Source organism: Breoghania sp., assembly GCF_030066895.1.
GTDB lineage: Bacteria > Pseudomonadota > Alphaproteobacteria > Rhizobiales > Stappiaceae > Breoghania.
Genome location: NZ_JASJAV010000016.1, coordinates 50,450 through 76,030, shown reverse-complemented (window position 1 = coordinate 76,030; position 25,581 = coordinate 50,450). Strand labels below are relative to the sequence as shown.

The following is a 25,581-nucleotide window of genomic DNA, read 5'->3' as shown; positions in this document are numbered from 1 at the left end:
GCCTAGGGAATGGATATTGCTTTTCCAGACAGGGCCTGCGCATGACTTATTCCATCATCGGCCGTGACCCGGAAACCGGCGAGATCGGCTGTGCCGTACAATCGAAGTTTCCTGGCGTGGGCTCGATCGTGCTGCACGGCCGGGTCTTTGCCGGCGGGGAAGGGGCGGCCTGCCTCACCACACAGGCGTTTTCCAACCCGCGTCACGGCGATGACGGTCTCACCCTGATGGAGCGCGGCGCAACGCCCGCCGAGGCGCTCGCCATCCTGACCGGCGACGACGATGTGTGCGACGAGCGCCAGATCGCGGCCATGACGCTCACCACCCCGCCCGCCGCCTTCACCGGCGAGACGGCGGTGAGCTGGGAAGGGGCTGTCGGTTCCTGCACGGGGGCGCATTGCGTCACCACGGGCAACGCCCTGGCTTCCGATTGCGTCCTTTCCGACATGGTAACTGCCTTCGGGGCAGTGGAAGGCGAGCTCACCGAGCGCCTCGTCGCAGCACTTCGTGCGGGCTGGGATGCGGGCGGAGAGCTGCGCGGTCAGCAATCGGCGGCGGTCCTCGTCATGAAGGCGGGTGGCGGCTACGACGGATCGGGGGTCGCGCACGTGGACATTTCCGTCTACGACCATGCCGAGCCGATCGAGTAACTGGTGCGCTGCTACCGGTTGCACCGGCTTTCCTATTTCCCGAGCCGTGAGGAGGATCTGATCCCGATCTCGGGCGATCTGGCGCGGGAGCTGAAGACGATCCTGTCGGCGCGCGGTTATTCCAATTTAAGCGAGGGCGGCCTGTGGCTCGCCGACGACATCGCCGCGCTGAAGCGCTTCATGGGCATGGAGAACTACGACAATCGCCTGAGGGATGACGCGATGATCGACTGAGAAGTGTTGGAGGATATGCGCGCGAAGGCGTGAGGGAGCGAGAAGCTTCGCGGAGGCATCTCGGGGAACGCAGCGAGATTACCTCTCCCATGGGAGAGGGGACTTGTGTCTTTTCAATCGCCGCCCAAGCGGATCAGCGCAGTCTTCTCCTGCTTCGGTAACATCTGGAGCACAACGCTCTCTCCCGTCTTCGATTGTTATTCCCGCGAAGGCGAGAATCCAGCATTCCAGAGGCCTCTCGATTTCGAGCAATTCTTGCGTTCTGTGGTTACTGGATCCCCGCCTTCACGGGAATGACAGCGGAGGGGAGGAGAGGGAATGAGAGACGAGGAGGCAGCACCCTAGCGTCGGTGTTTCGTTGCGGGGCGGGATCGGGTGCCTCGGCTTTCCACCAGTGAGCCTTCGCCCCCGTCGGTTCTGACGAGGTCCCCTCCGCACGGCCATTCCTGACGTTCCGTCGCAACCATGCGGTGTGCCCGGAATTTCATTTTTGAGAAACGTCGGGTCGCGTGCGCAAAAAGGAGTAAGATTGCCTTTTGAGGCCTGCGACAAACATCCTACCCCCCCTTGCCCTTTGCCGCGAACCTCTCCACTTTCCCTTATCAATGCCCTCACACAGTTCGAAGGAATGGACACTGTCATGAAGCGCATCGTCATCACCGGAATGGGCGCATTGACGCCTCTCTGCGTCGGCGTGGAGACCTATTGGAAGCGCCTCGTGTCCGGCATGAGCGGCTTGCGCAAACTCACCCGCTTCGACGCCTCCCAGCACGCCTGTCAGGTGGCCGAGGAAGTGCCGACGCGCGAGGAGGACCCGGAAGGCGGGTTCGATCCCAATGATTTCATCGAACCGCGTGAGCAGAAGCGCATGGAGCGCTTCATCCATTTCGCGCTTGCCGCGGCTCAGGAAGCGCTCAATCAGGCCCACTGGAAGCCGGAAACCGATGAGAACCGCGAAAAGACCGCGACCATCATCGCCTCCGGTATCGGCGGTTTCCCGGCCATGACGGTCGCGGCCAAGCTGGTGGCCGAAAAGGGGCCGCGCCGGGTGTCTCCGTTCCTCGTGCCGTCCTCCCTTGCCAATCTTGCCGCCGGGCAGATTTCCATCCGCCACGGCTTGCGCGGGCCGCTCGGCACGCCGGTCACCGCCTGTGCGGCCGGTGTTCAGGCGCTGGGCGATGCCTTCCGCATGCTGCGTACAGGTGAAGCGGAAGTCGCGGTCGCAGGCGGTGCGGAAGCCTGCATCGATCCCGTCTCCTATGCGGGTTTTTCGGCCGCGCGTGCGTGCCCTGTCCACCAAGCGCAACGAAGATCAGCAGGGCGCCTTGCGTCCCTTCGATGCGGGCCGCGACGGTTTCGTGATGGGCGAGGGCGTTCTCGTTCTGGAGACGCTGGGGCACGCCGAAGGGCGCGGTGCGGAGCCGCTCGCCGAAATCACCGGCTACAGCACCACGGCCGATGCGCACCATGTCACCGCGTCGCCGGAAGATGCGCGCGGGCAGAAGGGCGCCATGCGCTGGAAGTGGCCGGGCTGTCGCAATCCGGTATCGGCTACATCAACGCGCACTTGACCTTCACGCCTTTGGGCGATGCGGCGCAGCTGACGGCGATCTACTCCATCTTCGCCAATCGCGGCAAGGATCTCTCCATCTCGTCGAAAGTTGGCCATCGGGCATCTTCTGGGTGCTGCCGGTGCGGCTGAGGCGATTGCGGCGGTCAAGGCGCTGATCACCGGCATCATGCCGCCTTCGCTACCTCTGCGAGCCGGACGAGGCCGCGCGCCTACGACATGCTGAACGAGGGCGCTCGGGAGAAGAAGCTCCGCCACGTGCTCTCCAACGGCTTCGGCTTCGGCGGCGTGAACGCCTCGGTGGTGTTCTCGAAGCTTTGAGGAAAAGGGGGAGGCGAGGCGGACATCCTGGCTGCCGCCTCTCCTTCGTTATTGCCCGGCTTCGTCCGGGCAATTCAGCACGATCGACATGTGTTTGGGGTGATGGATCCCCCGGACTTTGTCGGGGGATGATGGCGGTGAAGCTGAACTTCGGCGATGGAGAGATGGCGCGCACCGGGAAAAGTGGCGCTCTGCCATCTGCCGGTGCGTGACCGCCGTTTCTCCCACTTCCCAACCCTTGCCGCTTGAGCTAAACCCCTCGGCCATGTCCGACATAACTCCAGATACTGGTTCCGATACCGGCGCCGTCCCGGCGCCGCCTTCGCTCATTCTCCCGCCGGTGATCATCCTGTGCGAGCCGCAGCTTGGCGAGAATATCGGCACGACGGCGCGCGCCATGGCCAATTTCGGCCTGAAGGACCTGCGCATCGTCAATCCGCGCGACGGTTGGCCCAATCAGCGCGCCTATGCGGCCGCCAGCCGGGCCAATCACGTGGTCGATGCGGTGAAGGTGTTCGACCGGGTGGAGGACGCGGTCGCCGATCTGCACTTCGCCTTTGCCACCACGGCGCGCTCGCGCGAGATCCCCAAGCCCGTGCGCGGGCCGGACGAGGCGGCAAAGACGCTGGTTACCCACGGCAGCAACGGACTGGCGACGGGCGTTCTGTTTGGGCGCGAGCGCTGGGGGCTGAACAACGAGGAAGTGGCGTTTTCCGACGAAATCGTCACCCTGCCGGTCGATCCCACCTACGCCTCGCTCAATCTCGCCCAGGCCGTGCTAGTGATCGCCTACGAATGGCGCAAGCTCGCCACCGGCGGCGTACTACCCTTCCATGAAGCGCATGGAGAGCCGGCCAGCCGCGAGGAACTGATCCGTCTGTTCGATCATCTGGAAGGTGCGTTGGAGGATGCCAATTACTTCCGCACCGAGGACAAGAAGTCGGCGATGGTGCGCCAGCTTCGCAACATCCTGCACAAGGCAGGCCTGTCAGAGCAGGACGTGAAGACGCTTCGTGGTGTCGTCGCCGCCCTTCAGGGCCGCAAGCCGCGCGCCGCCAAGCTCAAGGGCCCTGCCGTGACACCGAAGGGCTCGCTGCTGGGCGGCGTCAAGCCGACGGCACCCACGGAAGCCGAAAAAGAATGAGCTCCGCCTTCAAATGACCCGCCCGGTCCTCATCTTCGATTCCGGCATTGGCGGGCTGTGGGTGTTGCGCCACGTGCGGCTGCAGATTCTTGATCTCGATCTGGTCTATGCGGCCGATCATGCGGGCTTTTCCTACAGCGACTGGGCGGAGAACAATCTTGTTGCCCATGTGGTCGGCTTGATGGATCGGTTGATCGCCACGCACAATCCGCGCGCGGTGGTGATCGCCTGCAATACCGCCTCCACACTGGTGTTACCCGCGCTTCGCGAACAGTTCCGCGTGCCTTTTGTCGGCACGGTTCCGGCGATCAAGCTGGCGGCGCGGGAAACGCGTTCGGGGCTCGTCTCCGTGCTGGGACGCCCGGCACCGTCAAGCACGACTACACGCTCGAGCTGATTCGCCAGTTTGCGCCCGATGTGGCGGTCAAGCTGGTGGGGGCCAAGGGGCTCTCCCATCTGGCGGAAATCCTGCTGGCTGGCGGCGAGATGCCGGACGGAGCGATCGATGCCGAAATCGCACCGGTCTTCGTGGAACGCGACGGCGCGCGCACCGATACGGTGGTGTTGGCCTGCACGCACTATCCCTTCCTGCAGGGCGTGTTCGAGCGTCTTGCTCCCTGGCTGGTGGCGTGGATCTACCCGGCGCCTGCAATCGCGCGCAGGCTCGCCACGCTGATCCTGGATGCGCCCGCGGGGCAGGGGAGCCTGCGCTACCTGTCGACGCCGCCGCCGCGGAGGTCTTTCCGCGCGCCTTCGATGAAAGCGGGCACTGGGAAGCGTTCTAGGGCAGGTTTCTGGACAATTGGAATTTGACCTGGTTTTGCCCCCGACTGTCATCCCCGCGCAGGCGTGGATCCAGCATTCCAGAGACGTTCGTGGTTCTCGCGCCACAATCTGATTCGATGGTTACTGGGTCCCCGCCTGCGCGGGGGTGACAATCGTGCGTGTTCGACATTGCGTGGACGCTTGCGAATGTCTCGGCGAGGGATGGTCCTTCCGTGCCGCGCAGCCTTTCAAGTCATTGTGCACGAGGGATGCCCTGCGCTTTGGCGGTTCCCTACGCGAATTACCTTGACTTAGAATTACCTTGACTTATATGGCGCACCCGCCACATAAGACGCCATCGTTACCGCGTCGCCCCGGCAGCAGGAGCTGTCTTCACCAAGGGATTAGTGGCGGACCGTGCCGAAACGGGCGCGGTGTCCAGCGATCGACGCGAGCGGTTCCTCCCAAATAGACGAACTGCGATTTATCCTGCCGCCTTGCAGTCCGGTGCCTGTTGGCGCGTGGTTACGTCTTTGCGGCCAAAACCGAAAGTATCTCTTTGATCCAGTTTTCCGATCTCGCCCTTGGCGCGCCCCTTCTGAAGGCGCTGGCCGACGAGAATTATTCTGAGCCGACCCCGAATCTAGGCTCAGGCCATCCCGCAGGTTCTGGAAGGCCACGATCTGCTTGGCATTGCCCAGACGGGCACCGGCAAGACCGCAGCTTTTGCGCTGCCTCTGCTTGAGAAGCTGTCGCAGGAGCGTGCAAAGCTCGCGCCCCGCTCCACCCGCGCCCTCATTCTGGTGCCCACGCGTGAACTCGCGCAGCAGGTGGCGGACAATATTACAAGCTACGCCAAGTATCTGCGTCTGCGCACCACCGTCGGCGGCGGCGCTGGTGTGTCGATCCGCGGCCAGATCCGTCGGCTGTCCACGGGCACCGATATCCTGGTGGCAACGCCGGGCCGTCTGCTCGATCTGATCGATCAGAAGGCGGTGACCATCTCCTCCATCCATACGCTCATTCTGGATGAAGCCGACCAGATGCTCGATCTGGGCTTCATCCATGATCTTCGGCGCATCACCAAGCTGGTTCCGAAGGAGCGGCAGACGCTGTTCTTCTCCGCAACCATGCCCAGGCAGATCGCCGAGCTTGCCTCCGAATATCTGAGCGATCCGGTCAAGGTCTCGGTCGCCCCCCACGGCGGAGAAGGTCGATCAGCGCGTCATCTTCCTGGAAAAAGCCGACAAGATCTCCCGTCTGCGCAGCCTTCTGGGCAGCGCCGAGGTGGAGTGTGCCATCGTCTTCACCCGCACCAAGCACGGTGCGGACCGGGTGGTGCGCGATCTCGACCGGGCCGGTCTGGAAGCAGCCGCCATTCACGGCAACAAGAGCCAGGGCCAGCGCCAGCGTGCGCTGGGTGCGTTCCGCGACGGCGGTCTGCGCATTCTGGTCGCGATCGATATCGTGGCGCGCGGCATCGATGTCGACGGCATTTCCCACGTGATCAACTACGAGTTGTCCAACGTGCCGGAAACCTACGTCCACCGCATCGGCCGTACGGCCCGTGCGGGTGCCGACGGCATTGCCATTTCGCTGTGCATGCCGGAAAAGCGCGCTTATCTGCGCGATATCGAGAGGCTGACCAAGCATCCGCTCGATCTGATGCCGGGCGAGGATCCGGCGAGCGATCTGCGCGGCGAGCCGGGCTTTGGCCACTAAGGCTAGACGAAGAAGAACGGCCGCTCGGGTCGCAATCGTTCGCGCGGCAACGGTGAGGCGCGCGCCGCCCGCGGTCCGCGTCCCGATCGTCGCGAGAACGGAGAACGCCGCGAGGGGGCAGACCACCGCAGCGAATGTCGCGAGGGCGAGGGCCGCAAGTTGCGTTTCGCCAAGAACGGCGGCGGCAAGAGCTGGGAAGCTCGCGGTGAGAGCCGGGGCGAGAATCGGGGCGACGGCCGGGGTCGCAAACCGCACCGCAAGGGCCAGGGCAGCCACACCAACGCCTCGCGCGCCAAGGGGCAGGGGCACGCCAATAGCGGGCCGGTCCAGTTCGGCGTCTGACCGCCTTACGCCGCCTGAATCCCGCGTCATGGCGCGGGAAATCCCCATCCGCGTTTGACAGATGGGCCGCATTCGACTAGATCAACGCCTGTTCATGCGGGTCCCTCGGGGCCCGCGTGGTATTTCACGCACCCGCGGGATGCGGCAAACGCTTTGCCGTCGTTCCTGTCAGTGTCGCGAATTCCCCGGCTCCGGTCGCAGGGAACACGGCACAGAGGAGGGCCTGTCCTTATAACCAGACCAATCAAGGGCCACGCGAATGTCCAAGCGTCAGAGCTCGAAGTACAAGCTAGATCGGCGTATGGGCGAGAACATCTGGGGTCGCCCGAAGAGCCCCGCCAACCGCCGCGAATACGGCCCGGGCCAGCACGGCCAGCGCCGCAAGGGCAAGCTCTCGGACTTCGGCGTGCAGCTGCGCGCCAAGCAGAAGCTCAAGGGCTACTACGGCAACATCTCCGAGAAGCAGTTCCACAAGATCTACGTTGAGGCCGCGCGCCTGAAGGGCGACACCTCCGAGAACCTGATCGGCCTGCTGGAGCGTCGTCTCGACGCCATCGTCTACCGCGCCAAGTTCGTGCCGACGGTCTTCGCCTCGCGCCAGTTCATCAACCACGGCCACGTGAAGGTGAACGGTCGCCGGGTCACCATCCCGTCCTACCGCGTGCGTCCGGGCGACGTCATTGAGGTTCGCGAGAAGTCCAAGCAGCTCGCCATCGTTCTGGAAGCCGTTCAGACGGCTGAGCGCGACGTGCCGGAATACATCATTGCCGACCATTCCAAGATGACCGCCACCTTCACCCGCGCCCCATCGTTCGCCGAAGTGCCGTATCCGGTGCTGATGGAGCCGAACCTCGTGGTCGAATATTACTCGCGCTAAGCCTCGCCGCTTACCGCGACACGGCGCTTTCAAAAGGCCGCCTTCGGGCGGCCTTTTTCGTATCCGCCGCCCGTTCTCCCTCATTCGCCATATCGTTTCCGCGTCCTCGCGCAGGACTTGCGTCGAATCGTCGTCTCATCCTCCGGTCATGCTTCGGGCATTGGGCTGGGAGGCTTGTGCCGACAACGGAGCGCGTCTGTGGACATCCGTTTAGGGTGTTGAGAGGAGGGAGGAGCTTCCGGACCGCGCGTGATCTATTCTGATCGACGCGGAAAAAGCCCGACTACCAAAGGGGTTAAGGTCAGAGGGCCGAATAAAAGCCGGTATTTAGTTGACGCAGGCAAGTGAAGTGTCCTGAAACAATTTGTTATTAATTTATTTATTATCTTTTGGGTGATTTATTTTAATATAACTTTTACGTAGGGTAATGTAGATATGTCTATGGACGATTTACTATTGTAATTACTGTTTATATGGAGGAATCGGTGTGCTTGAACCGGCCATGATGCATCGTCATAACGGTGGGCGTGCCGGAGGGGCCGTATCGGAAGCCGAGTGGCTGTCCTGCCTTGCTGCCCACCATGTTCTCGACACGGCGCGCGAAAGAGCGTTTGACCGGCTGGTCGAGATGGCGTGGGACTTCCTCGACACGTCGATCGCTTCGCTTTCCTTCATCGACCGGGATCGCCAGTGGTTCAAATTGGAAAGCGGTCTGGGGATCGGGCTGGTGCCGCGCGAGGGGATGCGGTGCGCCGTTGCCATTGACGGGGACCACCCACTGCTGGTTGAGGATCTGCGCCGAGATCCGCGTTTCAGCAACAATGTGTTCGTGGCCGGGGAGCCGCATGTACGCGCCTATGCGGGAGCGCCGCTGATTATTGCGCTGGGGGTGCGCATCGGCACCATTTCCGTCTGCGATATGCGCCCGCGCCGGTTCACTGATGACGAGGTGGCCAGACTTGTCGGCTTCGCGAACATGGCGGTGGACACGCTCGTCTTGCGCCGGGACAAGGTTCTGGCGGAACGGGAGAAGGTTCAGGCGGAAATGGCGCGGGACGATCTCTACGCGGCCGTGGAGGCGCTGTCGGATGGCTTCATGTTGTTCGACGAAGAGGACCGGCTGGGTCTATTGTAACCGTCGGGTGACCGAGTTCTACGGGCGCGAGGAAGAGATTCTGCGGCGCGGGGAGAAATACGAAACCCTGCTGCGCGGCGCCGTGACCTTAGGCCTGTTTCCCGAGGCTGTCGGCAACGAGGAGACGTGGTTGGAACAGGCGCTCGCCTATCATCGGGAGCCTGAAGGTTCGCGCGATCTGCCGATCCTCAACAGTCGGTGGCTTCGCATCAGCGAGACCAAGACCGCTTCAGGGGCGACCGTCGGCTTTCTGTCCGACATTACCGAGGAGAAGCAGCGCTAGGCCGAGTTGTTCGAGCTTGCCACCCGCGATGCGCTGACCAGGGTTTTGACCCGGCGCGCCATTCTCGACGAACTGGAGCGGGAACTGTCCCGTGCCCAGCGCTATCAGCGCGACTGCTCGATCCTCGTCGTCGATGCGGATCACTTCGAGCAGGTCAACGACAAGTGCGGCCACCAGGTGGGCGACGAGGTGCTGCGCTCCATCGCCGACCGCATTCGCGGTGCCATCCGTGAGGCGAACCGGGTCCGACGGCTGGGTGGCAAGTAATTCATCGTCGTGCTGACGGATACCGGTATCGCCGGGGTCATGCAAGACCGGGGAACGCCTGCGCCGCGTTGTCGAGACGATTTCCGCTCCGTCGCGCGGTGGCGGGACGGGGCAGGAGGACTTCATCCGGGTCACGGTTTCCGTCGGCGTGGCCGAATATCGTGCGGGAGAAAACGCTGACGATCTCTATCTGCGCGCCGACAATTGCCTCTATCGGGCCAAGGCGGAGGGGCGAAACCGGGTCGAGGGTGATTGCGACGCCGACCTGTGGGGGGGGGGGCCTCTGGACCTCTCTGAATAGCGCTCTCGCGGTCATTGTCGGCTGGGATGACGTCGGTGAGATTGGGCATTGGGGCGGGGAGCGACTGAGGGATCTCCCAGTGCGTCGATTTTCCGTTTCTCGTCAATATGTTAAAAAATATCCCTTACGGCATAAAATTCCGTAACGGTAGGTATGATCGGCCGGGTCGACGGGGCTCTTGCCGGTCATGGATACCTGCCCCGGCGTCCGGGCGCGCGGAAACCCACGGGGCCTAGGAACGAGACGGTTGCGGCACGTATTCTGCGTGGTGCCGAGTGGCGTCCGATTATTCTGCTACGAGATAGATATTAATTTCAATAATTAAATTAACTAATTTTTAAACCATCGTGCGCTATTTTACGCAGCGGCTTTCGCTTGTTTGGCGGCAATGATCCGGTCAGGCGTTCGATCGGTGCGCGCTCGGGGTTAGGGAGTGAATGGCGTATTCCGGCAGACGGATGTTCGTGCTCACGGTTCTGACCGCCATCGCGATGGGCGTCGGGGCATTCGTTCGGTCTGCTTCGGCAGCCAGCGGTGAGCGGCCGTGGGTCGTATTCGTCAATCCCGGCACCACGGGGGAGGTGTTCTGGCGGCTCGTTTCGCACACCATGCAGGCCGCCGCGGACCAGTTCGGCATCGATCTGACCATCGACATGGCGGAGCGCAACCGGGTGCGCATGAAAGAACTGGCGCTGGCGACCATTCTGGGCTAGCGCAAGCCGGATGCTCTCGTGCTGGTCAACGAGGAGCAGGCCGGGGTGGGATCTGATGAAAGTTCCCGATGCGCACGGCATCAAGGTGCTGATGCTGCTCAACGATATCGTTGGCGAGGACCGGGCCGAAACCGGGGAGCCCGGCGAGAAATTTCCCAACTGGATCGGCGCGATCGTGCCCGACAATCGCAGGGCGGCGCATGGCCAATGCGCTGGGCGTCTTTGCGCTTGAAAAGGGGCTGGCGCAGCCGGAATTGAGCGCGGACGATGCGAGCGCGCAAAGCGGGGAGGCGGTCGTTCGCCCCATCGTTGCGCTTTACGGGATACGATCACCCCGGCCTCGATCGAGCGCAACGGCGGCTTGCGGGACGTGGTGGAGGAGGGCGAATACGCTCTCGAACTCGATCACGAGCTGATCGCGGACTGGCACGCGGAAAAGGCCCGTTCGCTGATGTCGCGAGTTCTGGATCACTATGAGCGCAGCGGCACGCGCCGACCGGTCCGGGGTATGGGCGGCGAACGATCCCATTGCTCTCGACGCCATAGAGGCCTTGCGTGCACACAGGCTTCAACCGGGGATCGATATCGGGGTGGTTGGGCTCAACTGGTCGCCCGAGGCGCTGACCGCGATTTCGCAAGGCACGCTCCTGATGAGCGATGGCGGACGTTTTTTTGCCGGAGCATGGGCTATGGTGGTACTGTGCGATCTGTTTGACGGCGTGGGCTATCCGGGCTCCGCACGCACGCTGAGATTTCAGATGTCGCCGGTGAATGCGGCGAATATCGAGGCGTTTCGGGCCGCGCTCGGGGATATCATCGTGCGCTCCGCCTTTGACGGGATTGATTTTTCGCGGTTTCTTATCAGCAAGTACGGCGATCCGTCCGACTACGATTTCAGCGTTCCTGCTCTCATCGCAGCCATTCGCTCCGGTCAAAAGGATTGTGCGGGGTCATGCGCTTCCCTTTCCGTTCATTGAGTGTGCAGGCGATGCGCCCGCTCAATTGGTTCCGCGAGCGACGCCAGGAGAGCTTTGCGTTCCGGTTCTACACGACGCTCATTCCGGGGATCGTCGTCGTCAATCTGCTGGTGGCAGGCGGTGCGACCCTTTGGGGGCTCGCGTCGGCGGGCAAGACGGTGGAAGCCGCGCGCGATGATGTGGTGCAGTCTCTGGTCTTTACCGTCGCCAAGCCGTTGCACGATTTCGGATTCGATCACCTGCAGTCGTTGCTCGACGATTTCCCGCGCTCCGGCTCCATCGAATCCACCTGGGTGACCGACGACACGGGCTATGAAGTGGCGCGCGCCGGGAAGATCGATCCAGCGGATATCGCGGGCGTCGAGGAGGTGCCGATGGTCCACCGGAAAGCCAACTCGGTCGTCGTGGTGGGCACCTGCATATTGCCTATTCCAACCGCGCCCTGTGGCGGGTGGCGCTGTGGATCGGCTTGCACAGCCTGCTGCTGACGCTGGCGACCACGGTGGTTGCGTTGGTCATCACCTCCAGGCTGGCGCAGAAAAGCGTGATCCTGCCGCTCAAGCATCTGACCGGAGCGATCACCCGCACCCGGCGCGACGGCACGCGTCACCGCGTCGATTTCAACACCGACGGCGAGTTCGGCACCGTCATCGACGGCTTCAACGCCATGCAGGCGCGGCTCGACCGCGACGAGCAGGCGCTGCTGGAGATCAATTCCAGGCTCAGGCGGGCGGCGAGCGAGGACAGTCTCACGGGCCTCAAGAACCGGGCGGGGTTCGAGGAGGTGGCCTCAGCCATGCTGTTGCAGGCACAGGCCGAGGGGCTTGGCGTGATCATGCTGTTCATCGACCTCAATCGCTTCAAGAGCATCAACTACACGTTCGGGCATACGGTGGGCGATGCGGTGCTGCGTACGGTCGGCGAACACATTGCCGCCAATGCGCCGCGCAATGTCGTCACCGCGCGGCTCAGCGGCGACGAGTTCGTCGTCATGACGCTGGACCGTGACGTCGATGCGCTGGCGCCGGAACTGGCGGAGCGGCTCGATCGCGAAATCGGTGGCGAACTGGTTCTCAACGGGCACCGGCTGCGCCCGATCGGATCGATCGGCTTCGTGGCGTCGACCAACGACTATGTGCTGACCTCGCTGATGATGAAGGCCGATGCGGCCATGTACGAAATGAAGAAGTCGGTGGAGAACCAGCCGGCCAACCTATACGCACCATCTGGGTTTGCGCACCCGCAAGAGGGTTTCCACCGAACTGGCGCTGGCGGAGGGACTCTTCGGCGATCATTTCGATATCGCGGTGTAGTCGATCGTCGATCTGGAGACGCGGTTGCCGGTGGGCGGGGAGGTGCTGCTGCGGCTCAACCATCCCATTCAGGGCGCGCTATCTCCCGCCTCCTTCATTCCCGTGGCCGAGGATTGCGGGCTGATGCCGGAGATCGGTCTGCATGTGCTGGGGCGTGGATTGCAGGCGCTGAAGGTCCTGCAGATGGTTCCCGGCGTGCCCGATCTCTATCTGTCGATCAACGTCTCGACCCTGCAGATTTCCGAGAGCTTTCTGAACGAACTGTCGGATCTGATCGCCTGCAACGGCATCGATCAGAACCGGCTGGTAATCGAGTTGACCGAGAGTGTCGCGCTGAAGGTCGACGGCGGCCGCAGCGATATTATCCGGCGCATTCAGGACAAGGGCATCCGGGTGGTGCTCGACGATTTCGGAACCGGATACTCCTCCTTTAATGATCTCAAGACGTTGCGGCCGGACATCATCAAGATCGACCGCAGTTTCGTGCAGGCGGGCAGCGGTTTTGCCCGACGCAGTGCCGGGCACGAGGTCCATCAGCGGCTCGGTGCGCTCGGCGAGGCGATGGCGCGGGTGTGCGACGATCTCGAACTGCCCATGGTGGAGGAGGGGATCGAGAGCGAGGCGGATCTGGACTATTGACTGAAGGCGGGGATCCGTTACGGGCAGGGATACATGTTCGCCCGGCCGCTTCCCTTGAACGAGTTCATCACCTGGTCGCAGGCGCAACTGAACGTCGTGACCGGTCCCGGCGCTTCCTTCCCGGCCGGGCAGAGCGCGTGAGCCAGCGCTTTGCGCGCCTTCCGCTTCACGCTATAAGCCGCCCATGAGCGCACCCGATACAATCGACGAACCTCTCGAAGCCCTCAGTCAGCGGCGGCGATCCCGACTGCGGCGAGCACCCGCTGTTTGCGCATGCGCCGAAATCGGTCAATTTCCGCAATCCGTGCAAGCGCCTCATCCGCGAGGTGCGCCAGACGCTTGCCGATTACGCCATGGTGCGACCGGGGGCGAAGTGGCTCGTCTGCCTGTCGGGGGGCAAGGATTCCTATGCGCTGCTGGCCGTGCTCACGGATCTGAAATGGTGCGGGCTTTTGCCGGTGGATCTCATTGCCTGTAATCTCGATCAGGCCCAGCCGGGCTTCCCCACCCATATCCTGCCGGAATTTCTGGAGCGCCACTCAATTCCGCACGTGATCGAGCGGCGCGATACCTATTCGATCGTTACCGACAAGATGGCGCCGGGGCAGACCTATTGCTCGCTCTGCTCCCGCCTGCGGCGCGGTCATCTGTATCGTATCGCCCGCGAACAGGGCTGCGAGGCGGTCGTTCTCGGCCATCACCGCGAGGACATCGTCGAGATCTTCCTGCTGAATCTCTTTTACGGTGGACGGCTTGCGGCTATGCCGCCCAAGCTCCTCAACGAGGACGGCGATCTGACGGTGCTGCGGCCGCTTGCGGGATCGGCGGAAGCCGATCTCGCGCGGTTTTCCTCCGCCCTACAATTCCCTATCATCCCTTGCGATCTGTGCGGTTCGCAGGACGGGCTCCAGCGTCAGAAGATCAAGGACATGTTGGCGAAATGGGAACGCGAGCAACCCGGCCGCACGCAGGTCATGTTCCGCGTGCTGCCCGATACGCGGCCGAGCCATCTGCTCGATACCGGGCTTTACGACTTCGCCTCGCTGGCGTCGGGAACGGCTTTGAACGGACTGGCGGACGGGCAGGGGAATGACGGGGAGTGTGCCGCCGGGCTTGCCATGGCGGCGAAACTTCTGGAGGGGTGAGAGGGCAAGAAACGCCGGCTGCCCTCCCACTCGCACCCTTTGCGGTCAGCTTTCGCAGACCTCGATTAGGGGCATCTATATCGCGCACGACGTCGCGCGAGGTGACATCCAGTTGCCTGGCTGCCTCCAATGCTCCTTCGCGGTCGCTCTGCGCATGGAGGCGGGCTGCCTCGCGGGCGCATTTGTGGACGGCCTCATGCACCGGCAGCAGCGCTGAAAATGCGGGATGACGCCGGATGCGCTCGTCGGTGACGGCGGCATACCAGATGCCGAGATCGCAGTGGCGATGATCCGATATCTCCTTGTGGTGCAGCGATGAAAGCCCGGCCAGCATTTCCGACAGTCGCTTATTCCACATGAGATGATCCGCCTTCGCCTTGTGCAGCACGAAATTGGGGATCGAGCGTTTCTCGAGTTCCTGAAGCTGTTCGGCCGCGATCTCTTCCGACTGGCCCACCGACTTGATGACGTCGCCGGAAAAGGCGTCGGAGTGCGCGGCATGGGCGGCGATCGCCTGGGCGCCTTCCGAAATCTCCTGCACCGCCTCGCTCTGCTGGCTCAGCACTATGGCGATCTCGCTCATACGCTCGCCGTTGGCCGCGACATCGTCCAGAACCTTGACGATCTGGCTTGCCGCATCCTCCGACTGGCTGACGCTCTGTTCCACCAGAATCTGAACGTCATGGACGGTCTTCAGCACCTCCTCGACATGCTCTCCGAGCCGTTCGATGCGTGCGCGAATGTCGTCAGTGGCTTTCTCGGTATGCCCGGACAGGACCTTGACCTCGGATGCCACGACGGCGAAGCCCTTGCCGGCCTCTCCCGCGCGTGCGGCCTCGATGGTTGCGTTGAGCGCCAGCAGGTTCGTCTGCTGGGTTAGCCCGTCGATGGTTGCGACAAAGGTGCCGATCTGTTCCGCCGCGATGGCCAGATGGTCGGCTGACGCGGTCATGCGCTGAAAGGCCTCGCCGATCTTTCGGCTTGCCTGCGCCGTCTGCTCGGTCGCCTGGGCGCCGCATCTCATGCCTGCGGAAACCTCTTCCATCGATCCGGCGACGCCGGTTGCGGTGGTCGCGATCTGATCGATGGAGGCGGTCAGTTCTTCCACGGCGGCCGCCATGCTCTGCGACCGCGTGTCGGTTTCGCGAACTTCGCCGGTGATCCGGGTCGTGGCGGCCATTGCCTCGCTGGCCTGCATCGAAAATTGCACGGCATGGCGGAGGATTGCCTCATCTCGCCCGGCCAGAGATTGGCGGAACGCGAGGAGGGCGGAGGCCACGTCGTCGCGTAACTTGTCGAGGTTATTTGTCGTTTCTCCTTTGTCCAGGCTGGCCAATGCCGAGAAAATCTCGGAATAGGCGTTGCTGCTCACAAGTAAAGCGTCAGAGCTATCGGCCTCGGCGGTTGATAATTTTGTGACATTTCGACTGCGAAACAGGGAAACATATCCTTCGAATTTTCGCGGTACTTTCAGAGTCACCGCGGCAATCGAGACGTCTTGCGTGAAGCAACGCGATCGCAGCGGCAACGGCGTCGATTCGATAAGTGTTTCTACTTATTTATAAATGTAACAAATTGTTCTCGTGCGGCTCAGGCGCGGATAATTGCTTTTGTGGTTCGCGATTTGGACACTGTTGCCTTTCCCCTCCCCTTTCAGCGCGCGATCTGCTATTGGGCAAGCCAGCAGACGGCTTCACCGAAAGCGTCAGACAGATTCTCCCGGACCCCCAAGATTCCGCCCATGATTCCCAGTGACATCGCCATCACCCCGGATCTCATCGCTGCCCACGGCCTGAAGCCGGACGAATATGACCGTATCGTGGAGCTGATCGGCCGTGAGCCGAGCTTCACCGAACTCGGCATTTTCTCAGCCATGTGGAACGAGCACTGCTCGTACAAATCCTCCAAGAAATGGCTGAAGACCCTGCCGACCAAGGGCCCGCGCGTCCTTCAGGGACCGGGAGAGAATGCCGGCGTGGTCGATATCGGGGACGGGCAGACCGTGGTCTTCAAGATGGAGAGCCACAACCATCCCTCCTATATCGAGCCCTATCAGGGCGCGGCGACCGGTGTCGGCGGCATCTTGCGCGATGTCTTCACCATGGGCGCGCGCCCGGTGGCGGCGATGAACGCGCTGCGCTTCGGCGAGCCGGATCATCCGCGCACCAAGCATCTGGTCTCCGGCGTGGTGGCCGGTGTCGGCGGTTACGGCAATTCCTTCGGCGTGCCGACGGTTGGCGGCGAAGTGGAATTCGACGCCGCCTATAACGGCAACTGCCTGGTCAACGCCTTTGCCGCGGGCCTTGCGGATGCCGACAAGATCTTCCTGTCGGAAGCCAAGGGTGTCGACCTGCCTGTCGTCTATTTAGGCGCGAAAACGGGGCGCGACGGCGTTGGCGGCGCGACCATGGCGTCGGCCGAATTCGACGAGACCATCGAGGAGAAGCGCCCGACCGTTCAGGTCGGCGATCCCTTCACCGAGAAGTGCCTGCTGGAAGCCTGCCTTGAGTTGATGGCGTCCGGTGCGGTCATCGCCATTCAGGACATGGGCGCGGCGGGTCTCACCTGTTCGGCCGTTGAGATGGGCGCCAAGGGCGACCTCGGCATTGAACTTGATCTCGATCTGGTGCCGGTGCGCGAAGAGCGCATGTCGGCCTATGAGATGATGCTGTCGGAGAGCCAGGAGCGCATGCTTATGGTGCTTGCTCCGGAAAAGCAGAACGAGGCGCAGACGATCTTCAAGAAGTGGGGGCTCGACTTCGCGATCGTCGGCAAGACCACCGACACGTTGCGCTTCATCGTCAAGCACCAGGGCGACGTGGTCGCCGATCTGCCGATCAAGGAACTGGGCGACGAGGCTCCCGAATATGACCGCCCGTGGGTTGAGCCGGTGCCGGAAGCCGCTCTGGCGGCGGCCGACGTGCCCGCACCTGAAGATTATGCCACCGCGCTCACCGCGCTCGTCGGCTCGGCCAACGGCTCGTCGCGCCGCTGGGTCTATGAGCAGTACGACACGCTGGTGCAGGGCAATTCGCTCGCAACGCCCGGTGGGGATGCCGGTGTCATCCGCGTCATCGGTTCGGACGGTGAAGTCACCTCCAAGGGGCTGGCCTTTGCTGTCGACGTGACGCCGCACTACTGCAAAGCCGATCCGGTTCAGGGCGGCCGTCAGGCGGTGGCGGAATGCTGGCGCAACCTCACCGCGGTCGGTGCGGAGCCGCTGGCGGCGGCCGACAATCTGAATTTCGGCAATCCGGAAAAGCCGGAGATCATGGGCCAGCTCGTGGCCTGTATTCGCGGTATCGGCGAGGCCTGCACCGCGCTTGAGATGCCGATCGTGTCCGGCAACGTCTCGCTCTACAACGAGACCTTCGGCGAGGGTATCCTGCCGACTCCGGCAATCGGCGGCGTCGGCCTGTTGCCCGACGTGGAGGTCCGTGTCGGTGCGGGCTTCGTCAACGAGGGCGATGTGGTCGCGCTTGTAGGCGGGGAGGGCACGCATCTTGGCCAGTCGGCTTACTTGCGCGATGTTCTCGGCCGTATCGAGGGTTCCGCTCCGGACGTCGATCTGGCGCGAGAGAAGAAGACCGGCGACATGGTGCGCGGGCTCATCCGTTCCGGTGCGCTGACCGCGTGCCACGATCTTTCCTCCGGCGGCCTGGCGATCGCGCTGGCGGAAATGGCGATGTCGGGCGACAAGGGCGCGGAGATCGCTATGCCGGACAGCGATGTGGCGATTCATGCCCGTCTCTTCGGCGAGGATCAGGCCCGTTATCTCGTCATCTTCACCGCCGACAGCGCGAAGACGGTCGAAGCGAAGGCGCAGGAAACCGGAATTTCGCTGGTTCGGCTTGGAACGGTCGGCGGCGCGGATTTGACAGTTAACGGCATCCTCTCCATATCCGTTGCAAATCTGCGAAAAGCCCATGAGAATTGGTTCCCGGACTACATGGGCTGATAACAGGGCTGACAGATAGGCGAGGAGGCGACTGCCGATGGCGATGGCTGCACGCGAAATCGAATCGATGATCAAGGCGGCGCTTCCTGATGCCCGGGTCGAAATCCGGGATCTCGCGGGAGATGGCGAGCATTATGCAGCGACGGTGGTTTCGGAGAGGTTTCGCGGCAAGAGCCGCGTCCAGCAGCATCGGCTCATCTACAACGCGTTGAAGGGAAACATGGGAGGGCAGTTGCACGCCCTTGCCCTGCAGACTTCGGCGCCGGAGTAAGTTTCTGCCCCGCATTGCGGATGCGGGTGGTCGGCAACCAAATCGAACGATCGCACGAGAAAGACGATTCCCCGGACCTTGAATCCGGAAGAACGGAAGGACAGAACGACTATGAGCGGTATCCAGGACTGGATTTCGAACGAGGTGAAGACCAACGACGTGGTGCTCTTCATGAAGGGCACGCCGGCCTTTCCGCAGTGCGGTTTTTCCGGCCAGGTGGTGCAGATCCTCGATTATCTGGGCGTGACCTACAAGGGCGTGAACGTGCTCGAGGACGACGATCTGCGTCAGGGCATCAAGGACTTCTCGAGCTGGTCGACGATCCCGCAGCTCTATGTGAAGGGCGAGTTTGTGGGCGGTTGCGATATCGTGCGCGAGATGTTCCAGGCGCAGGAGCTGCAGCAGGTTTTCGCCGACAAGGGGATCCAGACGGGGCAGGCCGCCGAATAGTGCCCCCTTCCGGTCCGCGACTTGAAAGCGGACGATCCGGACTGATTTTTCGAAAAGGATTGGCCCGTCAGGCCGACCTTTTTTGTTTTCGGGGCCGGGAAAGATTTTTGGCGCGCGCGTGTGCGTTGATGACGAAAACGTGACGTAAGTGTGGTGGGCGTCACAGCGAATATCAGTGAAAATGCGATCACGCGTTCTCCGCATCTATCAGCGGAGATGAATGCGCGTTAGCCTATCGTTAAGCAATATGAGGGACTGCGCGCGAATGCGCAAAGGTTCGGACAATGCGAAATTTTCGGAGCAGAACCTGAGCTAGCGTCTTGTATTCGGACGATAAATTCTTCGAAACTTGCTGGATCGGGGGGTAAATGTAGGCGATCCGGAGGGTGTTAGGCGACAAGCGGCGGGCTTGTCGGGGATTGATAGAAGCGCCGAGCATGAACGTGGATTTCATGCCTCGTGCAAGGATGAGGTGTCACAGTCTCGCCGAAATGATGCCAAATCGGCGAAATGCATGCCCGGAGAGATCCACCGTTTGGATCCATCCCGGGCGGCGAGGATGTGAAATGACTGAACCGGCACGACGCGGGCCTGTGCGCAAAGCGGCTGAATGGGTCCGGGGGAGCTTGACGATGAAACGCATATCCGCGGGTCTGGTTTGCCTTTTGGCATTCGCGGTCTACGCTATCGCCCAGCCGGGCGATGTGCAGATGCGGCGGGTTGAGTGCGCCAACCTCATCATCTACACGCCGATCAGCGATACGTCCGACGAGCAGGTCTGCTCCGGCTTCGGCGGTGTCGTGGCGGCCAAGCGGGGCAGTGTGACGATCCTCGTCAAGGATCTGATCGTCGGGTCCGACGACGGCCTCAAGATGGCCACCCTGCCGGACGCCAACAAGAAGCAGTAGGCGCTGCGCGAAAGGCGACAGGCCGGATCCCACGGGCCTGGATCAGCGCCCAAGCTCAGGTTCAGTTCCGGTTCGGCATCCGCCGATTCCTCTCATCCCTCGCGAAGCGGCAGGGCCACGGTGTTCTTCACCGTGGAGATCACGGAGCGTGACTGCACATCGGAGACGAGCGTGTTTTCCAGCAGCTTGAGACGCAGGAAGTCGTCGTAGGTCTTGATGTTGTCGGTCACCACCTTGATCAAGGTAGTCCACCGCGCCGGTGACGCGCTCGCAGGTCACCACTCCCGGCCAGTGGTTCACCAGCTGGTCGAACTCCTCCATAGTTTTCGCGGCTGGGAAGGGCCAGCTTGACGAAGGCGTAAGAGACGAAGTTCAGGCCGACCGCCTCCCGGTCGACGACCGCGGCGATCTGGCGGATAATCCCGCCGTCTTTCAGTTTCTTGATTCGACACCAGCAGGGCGTCTGGCTCATGCCCGTCTCACGGGCGATATCTGCGATGGATTGGGATGCGTCTCGCTGGAGAATCTGCAGGACGCGAATGTCCGATGGATCGAGAAGCTTTTTTCGATCATGCCGTAAATGAAGGAACCGTGTTTCCTGAAATGGTGTTATGGTAGGCGGAATAGCACAGAAATTATAGGTCTAAAGGATTAATCTTTACCCCGAGTTTGCCGCCTTTTGCGGCAGGTAGACGGCCAGGAGACGAGTGGTCGGTCCGCTTTTGTGCTCTCGAGAGGGATTATTCATGAATGCGATCACTGGGTCGGTCACGCAACCGGTGAGCCTCGACGACAAATACATGGCGTGCGAGGGCCGGGTCTATATGAGCGGCATCCAGGCGCTAGTGCGTATCGCGCTGGATCGCGGACGGCTCGATCGGGCCGTCGGGCTCGATACGGGCGGCTTCATTTCAGGCTATCGCGGCTCTCCGCTCGCCGGGTTCGACAAGGAGCTGGAGCGCGCCGGACGTCCCTTGAAGGAGTACGACGTCGTCTTCCAGCCGGGCGTCAACGAGGAACTGGGCGCAACCGCAGTGTGGGGCACGCAGAAGGTCTCCATGCACGGGCAGGGCTCGACCAAGGACGGAGTTTTCGGTATCTGGTACGGTAAGGCGCCGGGCGTCGACCGCGCGGGCGATGCACTGCGTCAGGCAAGCGCGTCGGGCACAGATCCCAACGGCGGCGTTCTGGCGCTGGCCGGTGACGATCATCTGGCCAAATCCTCCATCATTCCCGCCCAGAGCGAATTCTTCTTCCAGCATGCGGAAATTCCGGTCTTCAACCCGGCCGATATCCAGGACGTGCTCGACTACGGTCTGCACGGGCTGGAACTGTCGCGCTACTCCGGGCTTTGGGCGGGCATGATCTGTCTGGCCGACACGATGGATGCCTCCGGTATCGTGTCCGTCGATGAAAACCGGCTGCGTTTCGTCCATCCGCCGCTTCTGGAAGGCGCCGATCTCGGCGACCGTCACAAACCGCTCCTGCTGAAATATCGCCTCGAGGTGGAGCGGGTGATGCGCGATGCGCGCCTTCCCGCCGTGCAAGCCTACGCGCGCGCGAACGGGCTCGACGGCATCCGTTTCGGTGCGGACTATCCGCGTCTGGGGCTGGTGGCCACCGGCAAGGCCTATCGCGATCTGCGCCAGGCCCTGCAGCTTCTGGGTATCGACGAGGCGCGCGCTAAGGCGATGGGCCTTGCGATCCACAAGGTCGCCGTGCCGTGGCCGCTGGAGCCGGAGGGGCTTAGTCAGTTTGCGCGCGGCATCGACCGGTTGCTGGTCGTGGAGCACAAGCGCGCTTTCATGGAGCCGCAGATCAAGGACCTCTTCTATAACTGGCCCGCCGATCGCCGTCCGCCGGTCTGGGGCAAGAAGACGCCCGAGGGCGATCCCTTCCTGCCCGATGTGCTGGAGCTTTCCGTCGCCGATCTCGTCGTCGCGCTCACCGCGTTCCTGCCCGAGGCCTATGTCACCGATGATATGCGTCAGGTCGCAGCCGGCATGGTGCGGCAGGCGCAATGGGCGGCAAGCCACGCGGAAGGGGCCGTGCGGTCTCCCTATTTCTGCTCCGGCTGCCCGCATTCCACCTCCACCAAGGTCCCGGAAGGCTCGCGCGTCATGCCGGGCATCGGCTGTCACGCGATGACGGAGATCAACGAGCGTACCACGGAAGGTCAGATCGCCATGGGCGGCGAGGGCGTGCCGTGGGTCGGTCAAGCGCCGTTTGCCAAGGACAAGCACATCTTCGCCAATCTGGGCGATGGCACCTACTTTCATTCCGGCATTCTGGCGATCCGTCAGTCGGTCGCCGCCAACGTGCCGATTACCTACAAGATCCTGTTCAACGATGCGGTTGCTATGACCGGCGGGCAAACCCATGACGGCCCGCTCGATGTGCCCACCCTGGCCCGCCAGCTTGCCTCTGAGGGCGTGGGCCGCATCATGGTCGTCTCGGAACGGCCGGAGCTTTACGAGGGCCGTCGCGATCTGGCGGCGGGCGTGCCTGTCCATGACCGGGCCGAACTGATGGACGTGCAGGCGGAGCTTGCCGCCTATCCCGGCGTTTCGGCCATGGTCTACGACCAGACATGCGCGGCGGAAAAGCGCCGTCGGCGCAAAAAGGGGCTTTACGAGGATCCGGACAAGCGGCTCTTCATCAACGACCGGGTGTGCGAGGGCTGCGGGGATTGCTCCGTTCAGTCGAACTGCCTGTCGGTGGAGCCGGTTGCGACCGATTTCGGCGAGAAGCGCCGTATCAACCAGTCGAGCTGCAACAAGGATTTCTCCTGCGTGAAGGGCTTCTGCCCGTCATTTGTCTGGGTGGAGGGTGCCGAACTGAAGAAGAGCGACGGCGGAGATGTCGATCTCGATGCGCTGGTCGCGGCTTTGCCCGATGTCGCGCCCGCCGAACTCGACGAGACGGTCAACATGCTGATCGCCGGTATCGGCGGCATGGGCGTGACGACGGTCGCCGCCGTTCTCGCCATGGCGGGACATGTGGACGGCATCAACGTCTCTACGCTCGACATGACGGGCCTTGCCCAGAAGGGTGGGCCGGTGACCTCTCACGTGCGCTTTTCCGATCGCGAGCGCCCGGTGGAGGGCCCGCGCGTTCCTACCGCCACGCTCGACGTACTGCTTGCCTCCGACATGGTGGTCTCCTGCGGGGCGGAAGTGCTGACCCTGATGAACCCGGAAAAGATTCGCGTCTTCGCAAATGCGCACGTTGCGCCGACGGCGGAGTTCGTCATGAAGCAGACGCTTTCTTTCGACGAGGCACGCATGATGGCGACCCTCAAGAAGGCCTCAAGGGGCGTGACCGCGCGCGATGTGGCGGGAATTGCCGAAAAGCTTCTGGGCGATGCCATCTACACCAACATGATGCTGGTCGGCATGGCCTGGCAGTCGGGTGCGCTGCCGCTCAGCTTCGAGGCGATCGATACCGCCATCCGGCTGAACGGTGCGGCCGTTTCCCGGAATCTTCGAGCTTTCCAGGCCGGTCGGGTTCTGGCGCACTATCCGGATGCGCTGATGGCGGGTCTTCCGAAGGAGGATGTGCCGGAGGACATGGACCCCGAGACCCGCATCGCCTTCCTCTCTGCGGAACTGGCGCGCTATCAGGATGCGGCGTATGCGGCGCGCTTCACCGAGCTTGCCGAGCGTGTCGTTAAGGCGGACAAGGCGCGCGGCATCGGTGCCATGCGGCTGTCGCGCACGATCATCGACAACCTCTACAAGGTCATGGCGATCAAGGACGAGTACGAGGTCGCGCGGCTTTATGCGGAGCCAGATTTCCGCCGCAAGCTGATGAACACCTTCGCGGATCCGAAGAAGGTGAAGGTGATGCTCGCCCCGCCGCTTTTCTCGCGTATCGATCCGGCCACGGGCCGCGCGGAGAAGACCGCCTTCGGGCCGTGGGTCTTCAAGGCGTTCGGTCTGCTTGCCGGGATGAAGGGGCTTCGCGGCACGGTCTTCGATCCCTTCGCGCGGACCGAGGAGCGCAAGGCGGAATTCGCGCTGCGTGAGCAGTATGTGCGTGACGTGGAGCTGATCCTTCAGCGCATCGAGAGCGGCCATTACGGCCTGCTGGTGGAATTCGCCCGCGTGCCTGATCTGATCCGCGGCTACGGTCCGGTCAAGGACGCCAACATGGCCAAGGCGGCGGAAAAGCGCGACATGCTGCTGAAGCGCCTCGACGGCGATGGTCCCATAGTCCGCGGCGACGGCCCGCGCCCCGCGTTCCTGGAGGCGGCGGAGTAGGGGGCTTAAGCGGCGCAGGGATGTGCTGGCTTCTCGGGGATAGCGGATTGGTCCCGCTCTCCCCGAAGCCATGTTTGGGAGCTGGGGGCACGTTTTGCCCCTGACTGTCATCCCCGCGAAGGCGGGGATCCAGCACCCCGTGAGGCGGGCATCTCTGCGCTGTGAACGAAGTCCTGTGGTTACTGGATCCCCGCCTTCGCGGGGATGACAACCGTGCCTGGGTCTGTAGATGGGGGCTTATGCATTGCCGAAGTGCGATCGTTGTCTCCGTCGGCTCCTCGTCGTTCCTCTCTCTAACCTTCACACCTTACCCAAACGTTGCCGCCCAGGTCGGCACGTGGTCGCCTTCCGCCTCGCTGGCGAAGTAGACGCCGCGGGCAATCGCGCGCGAGAGGGTGGCGGCCGCTGCCACGCCCAGACCCAGAAGCTCCGGCGAGCTTTCCAGCCGTCGCTTGCCGGTGGAGAGCGCGAAAACCAGATCGCCGTCAAGCGGCGTGTGCGAGGGCCAGATGGAGCGGGCCATGCCGTCATGGGTGACGACCGCCAGCCGTTTGGCCTCCGACTTTGTAAGCGCCACGTCGGTCGCGATCACCGCGATGGTGGTGTTGGCGCCCGATTTCAGCGTGTCGGCCTTGGTGCGCACTGCCATGCTGTCGAAAGGGAAGGGGTTCGGCAGGCCGTAGCCGCCGAATTCGTCGCCCTCCTCGAAGGCGGCGGACCAGAAATGCGGGCCGTTGCCGATCGTTACCCGTCCGAGCGCGTTGACCGCTACCAGTGCGCCGACGGTTGCCCCATTCGGTAGAACGGCTGAGGCGGACCCCAGTCCGCCCTTCAGGTTGGCCGTCGTTGCCCCCGTGCCCGCGCCCTCGCTTCCAAGCGCAAAGTTCAGACCCGCTGCATCGCAGGCCGCACGGCCGAGATCGCGGTAGGGGGCGCTGGCGTTCCAGCTTGCATCGGGTGCGCTTTCGACGACGGATCCGTTCAAGAGATCGAACAGGATGGCGGCGGGCACGATCGGCACCCGCACCGGGCCGACCGCATAGCCGCGCCCCATCTCGGCAAGCCGCGATTGCACTCCGGCGGCAGCATCGAGCCCGAAGGCCGAGCCGCCGGAAAGGACCAGTGCATCCACATGGCTCACCGTCTGTTCCGGCTCCAGCAGCACGATTTCGCGCGTGCCGGGCGCGCCGCCGTGGATGGCGATGGAGGCTACCGCCGGTTCGTCCGGAACGACGACGGACAAGCCTGATTTCAGCCGAGGATCGCTCATGTTGCCGACGCTCAGGCCCGCCACCTCGGTGATCAGATTGCGCGGTCCGGGCCGCATAGCGGCG

General features: G+C 62.9%; 29 protein-coding genes and 3 pseudogenes. 27 read left to right on the top strand and 5 right to left on the bottom strand.

Annotated elements, in window-relative coordinates:
• The first annotated feature begins 41 nt into the window (after positions 1–41).
• The 20 genes and pseudogenes from QNJ43_RS16005 to QNJ43_RS15910 all read left to right on the top strand — a co-directional run bounded on the left by QNJ43_RS16005 (position 42) and on the right by QNJ43_RS15910 (position 11,789).
• The gene (locus tag QNJ43_RS16005) at positions 42–650 is read left to right on the top strand and encodes a DUF1028 domain-containing protein (protein ID WP_300471614.1); all 609 of its coding nucleotides are present in this window, start codon (positions 42–44) and stop codon (positions 648–650) included.
• A gap of 3 nt (positions 651–653) precedes the next feature.
• The gene (locus QNJ43_RS16000) at positions 654–884 is read left to right on the top strand and encodes a putative peptidoglycan binding domain-containing protein (protein ID WP_300471613.1); all 231 of its coding nucleotides are present in this window, start codon (positions 654–656) and stop codon (positions 882–884) included.
• A gap of 640 nt (positions 885–1,524) precedes the next feature.
• A complete protein-coding gene (locus tag QNJ43_RS15995) occupies positions 1,525–2,586 on the top strand; it encodes a beta-ketoacyl synthase N-terminal-like domain-containing protein (protein ID WP_300471612.1) in 1,062 nt (353 codons plus the stop codon).
• Positions 2,546–2,680 carry a hypothetical protein gene (locus QNJ43_RS15990; protein WP_300471611.1) on the top strand — a complete coding sequence of 45 codons (135 nt, stop codon included), beginning with the start codon at positions 2,546–2,548 and terminating at the stop codon, positions 2,678–2,680. The genes QNJ43_RS15995 and QNJ43_RS15990 overlap by 41 nt, the downstream gene beginning before the upstream one ends.
• A 360-nt stretch (positions 2,681–3,040) precedes the next feature.
• The gene (locus QNJ43_RS15985) at positions 3,041–3,919 is read left to right on the top strand and encodes an RNA methyltransferase (RefSeq protein ID WP_300471610.1); all 879 of its coding nucleotides are present in this window, start codon (positions 3,041–3,043) and stop codon (positions 3,917–3,919) included.
• A 13-nt stretch (positions 3,920–3,932) separates the two neighbouring features.
• Positions 3,933–4,316, top strand: coding sequence for an aspartate/glutamate racemase family protein (locus tag QNJ43_RS15980; protein WP_300471609.1), 384 nt, complete (start codon positions 3,933–3,935; stop codon positions 4,314–4,316).
• Positions 4,317–4,336: 20 nt separating this feature from the next.
• Positions 4,337–4,732 carry a hypothetical protein gene (locus tag QNJ43_RS15975; protein WP_300471608.1) on the top strand — a complete coding sequence of 132 codons (396 nt, stop codon included), beginning with the start codon at positions 4,337–4,339 and terminating at the stop codon, positions 4,730–4,732.
• A 608-nt stretch (positions 4,733–5,340) separates the two neighbouring features.
• Positions 5,341–5,775: pseudogene (locus QNJ43_RS15970) on the top strand (DEAD/DEAH box helicase); the annotation flags it as partial.
• A 196-nt stretch (positions 5,776–5,971) separates the two neighbouring features.
• The gene (locus tag QNJ43_RS15965; protein WP_300471607.1) at positions 5,972–6,406 is read left to right on the top strand and encodes a helicase-related protein; all 435 of its coding nucleotides are present in this window, start codon (positions 5,972–5,974) and stop codon (positions 6,404–6,406) included.
• Between the two features lie 159 nt (positions 6,407–6,565).
• Positions 6,566–6,748: a hypothetical protein gene (locus QNJ43_RS15960; RefSeq protein ID WP_300471606.1), complete on the top strand. Its 183-nt coding sequence runs from the start codon at positions 6,566–6,568 to the stop codon at positions 6,746–6,748.
• Between the two features lie 259 nt (positions 6,749–7,007).
• Positions 7,008–7,625 carry a 30S ribosomal protein S4 gene (rpsD, locus tag QNJ43_RS15955; RefSeq protein ID WP_300471604.1) on the top strand — a complete coding sequence of 206 codons (618 nt, stop codon included), beginning with the start codon at positions 7,008–7,010 and terminating at the stop codon, positions 7,623–7,625.
• Between the two features lie 487 nt (positions 7,626–8,112).
• Positions 8,113–8,760: a GAF domain-containing protein gene (locus tag QNJ43_RS15950; RefSeq protein ID WP_300471602.1), complete on the top strand. Its 648-nt coding sequence runs from the start codon at positions 8,113–8,115 to the stop codon at positions 8,758–8,760.
• A gap of 7 nt (positions 8,761–8,767) precedes the next feature.
• Entirely contained in the window at positions 8,768–9,043 is a 276-nt protein-coding gene (locus QNJ43_RS15945; protein ID WP_300471600.1) for a hypothetical protein, read from the top strand.
• A 6-nt stretch (positions 9,044–9,049) separates the two neighbouring features.
• Positions 9,050–9,310 carry a GGDEF domain-containing protein gene (locus QNJ43_RS15940; RefSeq protein WP_300471598.1) on the top strand — a complete coding sequence of 87 codons (261 nt, stop codon included), beginning with the start codon at positions 9,050–9,052 and terminating at the stop codon, positions 9,308–9,310.
• 19 nt (positions 9,311–9,329) lie between these two features.
• Positions 9,330–9,611, top strand: coding sequence for a diguanylate cyclase (locus QNJ43_RS15935; RefSeq protein WP_346433017.1), 282 nt, complete (start codon positions 9,330–9,332; stop codon positions 9,609–9,611).
• A gap of 437 nt (positions 9,612–10,048) precedes the next feature.
• Positions 10,049–10,324, top strand: a complete 276-nt coding sequence (locus tag QNJ43_RS15930; RefSeq protein ID WP_300471596.1) for a hypothetical protein — start codon at positions 10,049–10,051, stop codon at positions 10,322–10,324.
• A gap of 55 nt (positions 10,325–10,379) precedes the next feature.
• A complete protein-coding gene (locus tag QNJ43_RS15925; RefSeq protein ID WP_300471594.1) occupies positions 10,380–10,556 on the top strand; it encodes a hypothetical protein in 177 nt (58 codons plus the stop codon).
• Positions 10,525–10,740 (top strand): hypothetical protein, encoded by a 216-nt coding sequence (locus tag QNJ43_RS15920; protein ID WP_300471592.1) that lies wholly within the window; start codon positions 10,525–10,527, stop codon positions 10,738–10,740. Before QNJ43_RS15925 ends, QNJ43_RS15920 begins: the two co-directional genes overlap by 32 nt.
• A 57-nt stretch (positions 10,741–10,797) precedes the next feature.
• A complete protein-coding gene (locus tag QNJ43_RS15915) occupies positions 10,798–11,301 on the top strand; it encodes a hypothetical protein (protein ID WP_300471590.1) in 504 nt (167 codons plus the stop codon).
• Between the two features lie 11 nt (positions 11,302–11,312).
• Positions 11,313–11,789, top strand: a complete 477-nt coding sequence (locus QNJ43_RS15910) for a hypothetical protein (protein WP_300471588.1) — start codon at positions 11,313–11,315, stop codon at positions 11,787–11,789.
• A 118-nt stretch (positions 11,790–11,907) separates the two neighbouring features.
• Here the strand turns inward: QNJ43_RS15910 and QNJ43_RS15905 are convergent, their stop codons facing one another.
• Together QNJ43_RS15905 and QNJ43_RS15900 are read right to left on the bottom strand one after the other, a co-directional pair.
• On the bottom strand, positions 11,908–12,099 hold the full coding sequence (locus tag QNJ43_RS15905; protein WP_300471586.1) for a hypothetical protein: 192 nt from the start codon (positions 12,097–12,099) through the stop codon (positions 11,908–11,910).
• Entirely contained in the window at positions 12,092–12,385 is a 294-nt protein-coding gene (locus QNJ43_RS15900; RefSeq protein ID WP_300471584.1) for a hypothetical protein, read from the bottom strand. The genes QNJ43_RS15905 and QNJ43_RS15900 overlap by 8 nt, the downstream gene beginning before the upstream one ends.
• A 232-nt stretch (positions 12,386–12,617) precedes the next feature.
• On the opposite strand from QNJ43_RS15900, the gene QNJ43_RS15895 reads away from it, so the two are divergent.
• Together QNJ43_RS15895 and ttcA are read left to right on the top strand one after the other, a co-directional pair.
• On the top strand, positions 12,618–13,253 hold the full coding sequence (locus QNJ43_RS15895; protein ID WP_346433016.1) for an EAL domain-containing protein: 636 nt from the start codon (positions 12,618–12,620) through the stop codon (positions 13,251–13,253).
• A gap of 263 nt (positions 13,254–13,516) precedes the next feature.
• On the top strand, positions 13,517–14,398 hold the full coding sequence (gene ttcA / locus QNJ43_RS15890) for a tRNA 2-thiocytidine(32) synthetase TtcA (protein WP_300471694.1): 882 nt from the start codon (positions 13,517–13,519) through the stop codon (positions 14,396–14,398).
• 178 nt (positions 14,399–14,576) lie between these two features.
• On the opposite strand, the pseudogene QNJ43_RS15885 reads toward ttcA, so the two are convergent.
• Positions 14,577–15,422: pseudogene (locus tag QNJ43_RS15885) on the bottom strand (methyl-accepting chemotaxis protein); the annotation flags it as partial.
• 717 nt (positions 15,423–16,139) lie between these two features.
• Here QNJ43_RS15885 and purL point away from each other — a divergent pair.
• From purL to QNJ43_RS15865, 4 genes are all read left to right on the top strand, one after another.
• Positions 16,140–18,356 carry a phosphoribosylformylglycinamidine synthase subunit PurL gene (gene purL, locus QNJ43_RS15880; RefSeq protein ID WP_300471582.1) on the top strand — a complete coding sequence of 739 codons (2,217 nt, stop codon included), beginning with the start codon at positions 16,140–16,142 and terminating at the stop codon, positions 18,354–18,356.
• Between the two features lie 37 nt (positions 18,357–18,393).
• Positions 18,394–18,627, top strand: coding sequence for a BolA family transcriptional regulator (locus QNJ43_RS15875; protein WP_300471580.1), 234 nt, complete (start codon positions 18,394–18,396; stop codon positions 18,625–18,627).
• A 111-nt stretch (positions 18,628–18,738) separates the two neighbouring features.
• Entirely contained in the window at positions 18,739–19,077 is a 339-nt protein-coding gene (grxD, locus tag QNJ43_RS15870) for a Grx4 family monothiol glutaredoxin (protein WP_300471579.1), read from the top strand.
• A gap of 632 nt (positions 19,078–19,709) precedes the next feature.
• Positions 19,710–19,985, top strand: a complete 276-nt coding sequence (locus tag QNJ43_RS15865) for a hypothetical protein (RefSeq protein WP_300471577.1) — start codon at positions 19,710–19,712, stop codon at positions 19,983–19,985.
• A gap of 92 nt (positions 19,986–20,077) precedes the next feature.
• Here QNJ43_RS15865 and QNJ43_RS27305 read toward each other — a convergent pair.
• Positions 20,078–20,598 (bottom strand): annotated as a pseudogene (locus QNJ43_RS27305) (Lrp/AsnC family transcriptional regulator).
• A gap of 133 nt (positions 20,599–20,731) precedes the next feature.
• On the opposite strand from QNJ43_RS27305, the gene QNJ43_RS15850 reads away from it, so the two are divergent.
• The gene (locus QNJ43_RS15850) at positions 20,732–24,247 is read left to right on the top strand and encodes an indolepyruvate ferredoxin oxidoreductase family protein (RefSeq protein WP_300471573.1); all 3,516 of its coding nucleotides are present in this window, start codon (positions 20,732–20,734) and stop codon (positions 24,245–24,247) included.
• Between the two features lie 307 nt (positions 24,248–24,554).
• Here the strand turns inward: QNJ43_RS15850 and QNJ43_RS15845 are convergent, their stop codons facing one another.
• Positions 24,555–25,574: a P1 family peptidase gene (locus tag QNJ43_RS15845; RefSeq protein WP_300471692.1), complete on the bottom strand. Its 1,020-nt coding sequence runs from the start codon at positions 25,572–25,574 to the stop codon at positions 24,555–24,557.
• Positions 25,575–25,581: the final 7 nt, after the last annotated feature.

Excerpts from the sequence above, each read along its gene's own strand:
- QNJ43_RS15930 (WP_300471596.1), top strand. The coding sequence starts at position 10,049 with ATGGCGTATTCCGGCAGACGGATGTTCGTGCTCACGGTTCTGACCGCC.
- QNJ43_RS15920 (WP_300471592.1), top strand. The coding sequence starts at position 10,525 with ATGGCCAATGCGCTGGGCGTCTTTGCGCTTGAAAAGGGGCTGGCGCAG.
- QNJ43_RS15925 (WP_300471594.1), top strand. The coding sequence starts at position 10,380 with ATGAAAGTTCCCGATGCGCACGGCATCAAGGTGCTGATGCTGCTCAAC.
- grxD (WP_300471579.1), top strand. The coding sequence starts at position 18,739 with ATGAGCGGTATCCAGGACTGGATTTCGAACGAGGTGAAGACCAACGAC.
- QNJ43_RS15980 (WP_300471609.1), top strand. The coding sequence starts at position 3,933 with ATGACCCGCCCGGTCCTCATCTTCGATTCCGGCATTGGCGGGCTGTGG.
- QNJ43_RS15905 (WP_300471586.1), bottom strand. The coding sequence starts at position 12,099 with ATGGCTGAGGCCACCTCCTCGAACCCCGCCCGGTTCTTGAGGCCCGTG.
- rpsD (WP_300471604.1), top strand. The coding sequence starts at position 7,008 with ATGTCCAAGCGTCAGAGCTCGAAGTACAAGCTAGATCGGCGTATGGGC.
- QNJ43_RS15850 (WP_300471573.1), top strand. The coding sequence starts at position 20,732 with ATGAATGCGATCACTGGGTCGGTCACGCAACCGGTGAGCCTCGACGAC.
- QNJ43_RS15845 (WP_300471692.1), bottom strand. The coding sequence starts at position 25,574 with ATGCGGCCCGGACCGCGCAATCTGATCACCGAGGTGGCGGGCCTGAGC.
- QNJ43_RS15995 (WP_300471612.1), top strand. The coding sequence starts at position 1,525 with ATGAAGCGCATCGTCATCACCGGAATGGGCGCATTGACGCCTCTCTGC.
- QNJ43_RS15875 (WP_300471580.1), top strand. The coding sequence starts at position 18,394 with ATGGCGATGGCTGCACGCGAAATCGAATCGATGATCAAGGCGGCGCTT.
- QNJ43_RS16005 (WP_300471614.1), top strand. The coding sequence starts at position 42 with ATGACTTATTCCATCATCGGCCGTGACCCGGAAACCGGCGAGATCGGC.
- QNJ43_RS15865 (WP_300471577.1), top strand. The coding sequence starts at position 19,710 with ATGAAACGCATATCCGCGGGTCTGGTTTGCCTTTTGGCATTCGCGGTC.
- QNJ43_RS15915 (WP_300471590.1), top strand. The coding sequence starts at position 10,798 with ATGAGCGCAGCGGCACGCGCCGACCGGTCCGGGGTATGGGCGGCGAAC.
- QNJ43_RS15985 (WP_300471610.1), top strand. The coding sequence starts at position 3,041 with ATGTCCGACATAACTCCAGATACTGGTTCCGATACCGGCGCCGTCCCG.
- QNJ43_RS15910 (WP_300471588.1), top strand. The coding sequence starts at position 11,313 with ATGCGCCCGCTCAATTGGTTCCGCGAGCGACGCCAGGAGAGCTTTGCG.
- purL (WP_300471582.1), top strand. The coding sequence starts at position 16,140 with ATGATTCCCAGTGACATCGCCATCACCCCGGATCTCATCGCTGCCCAC.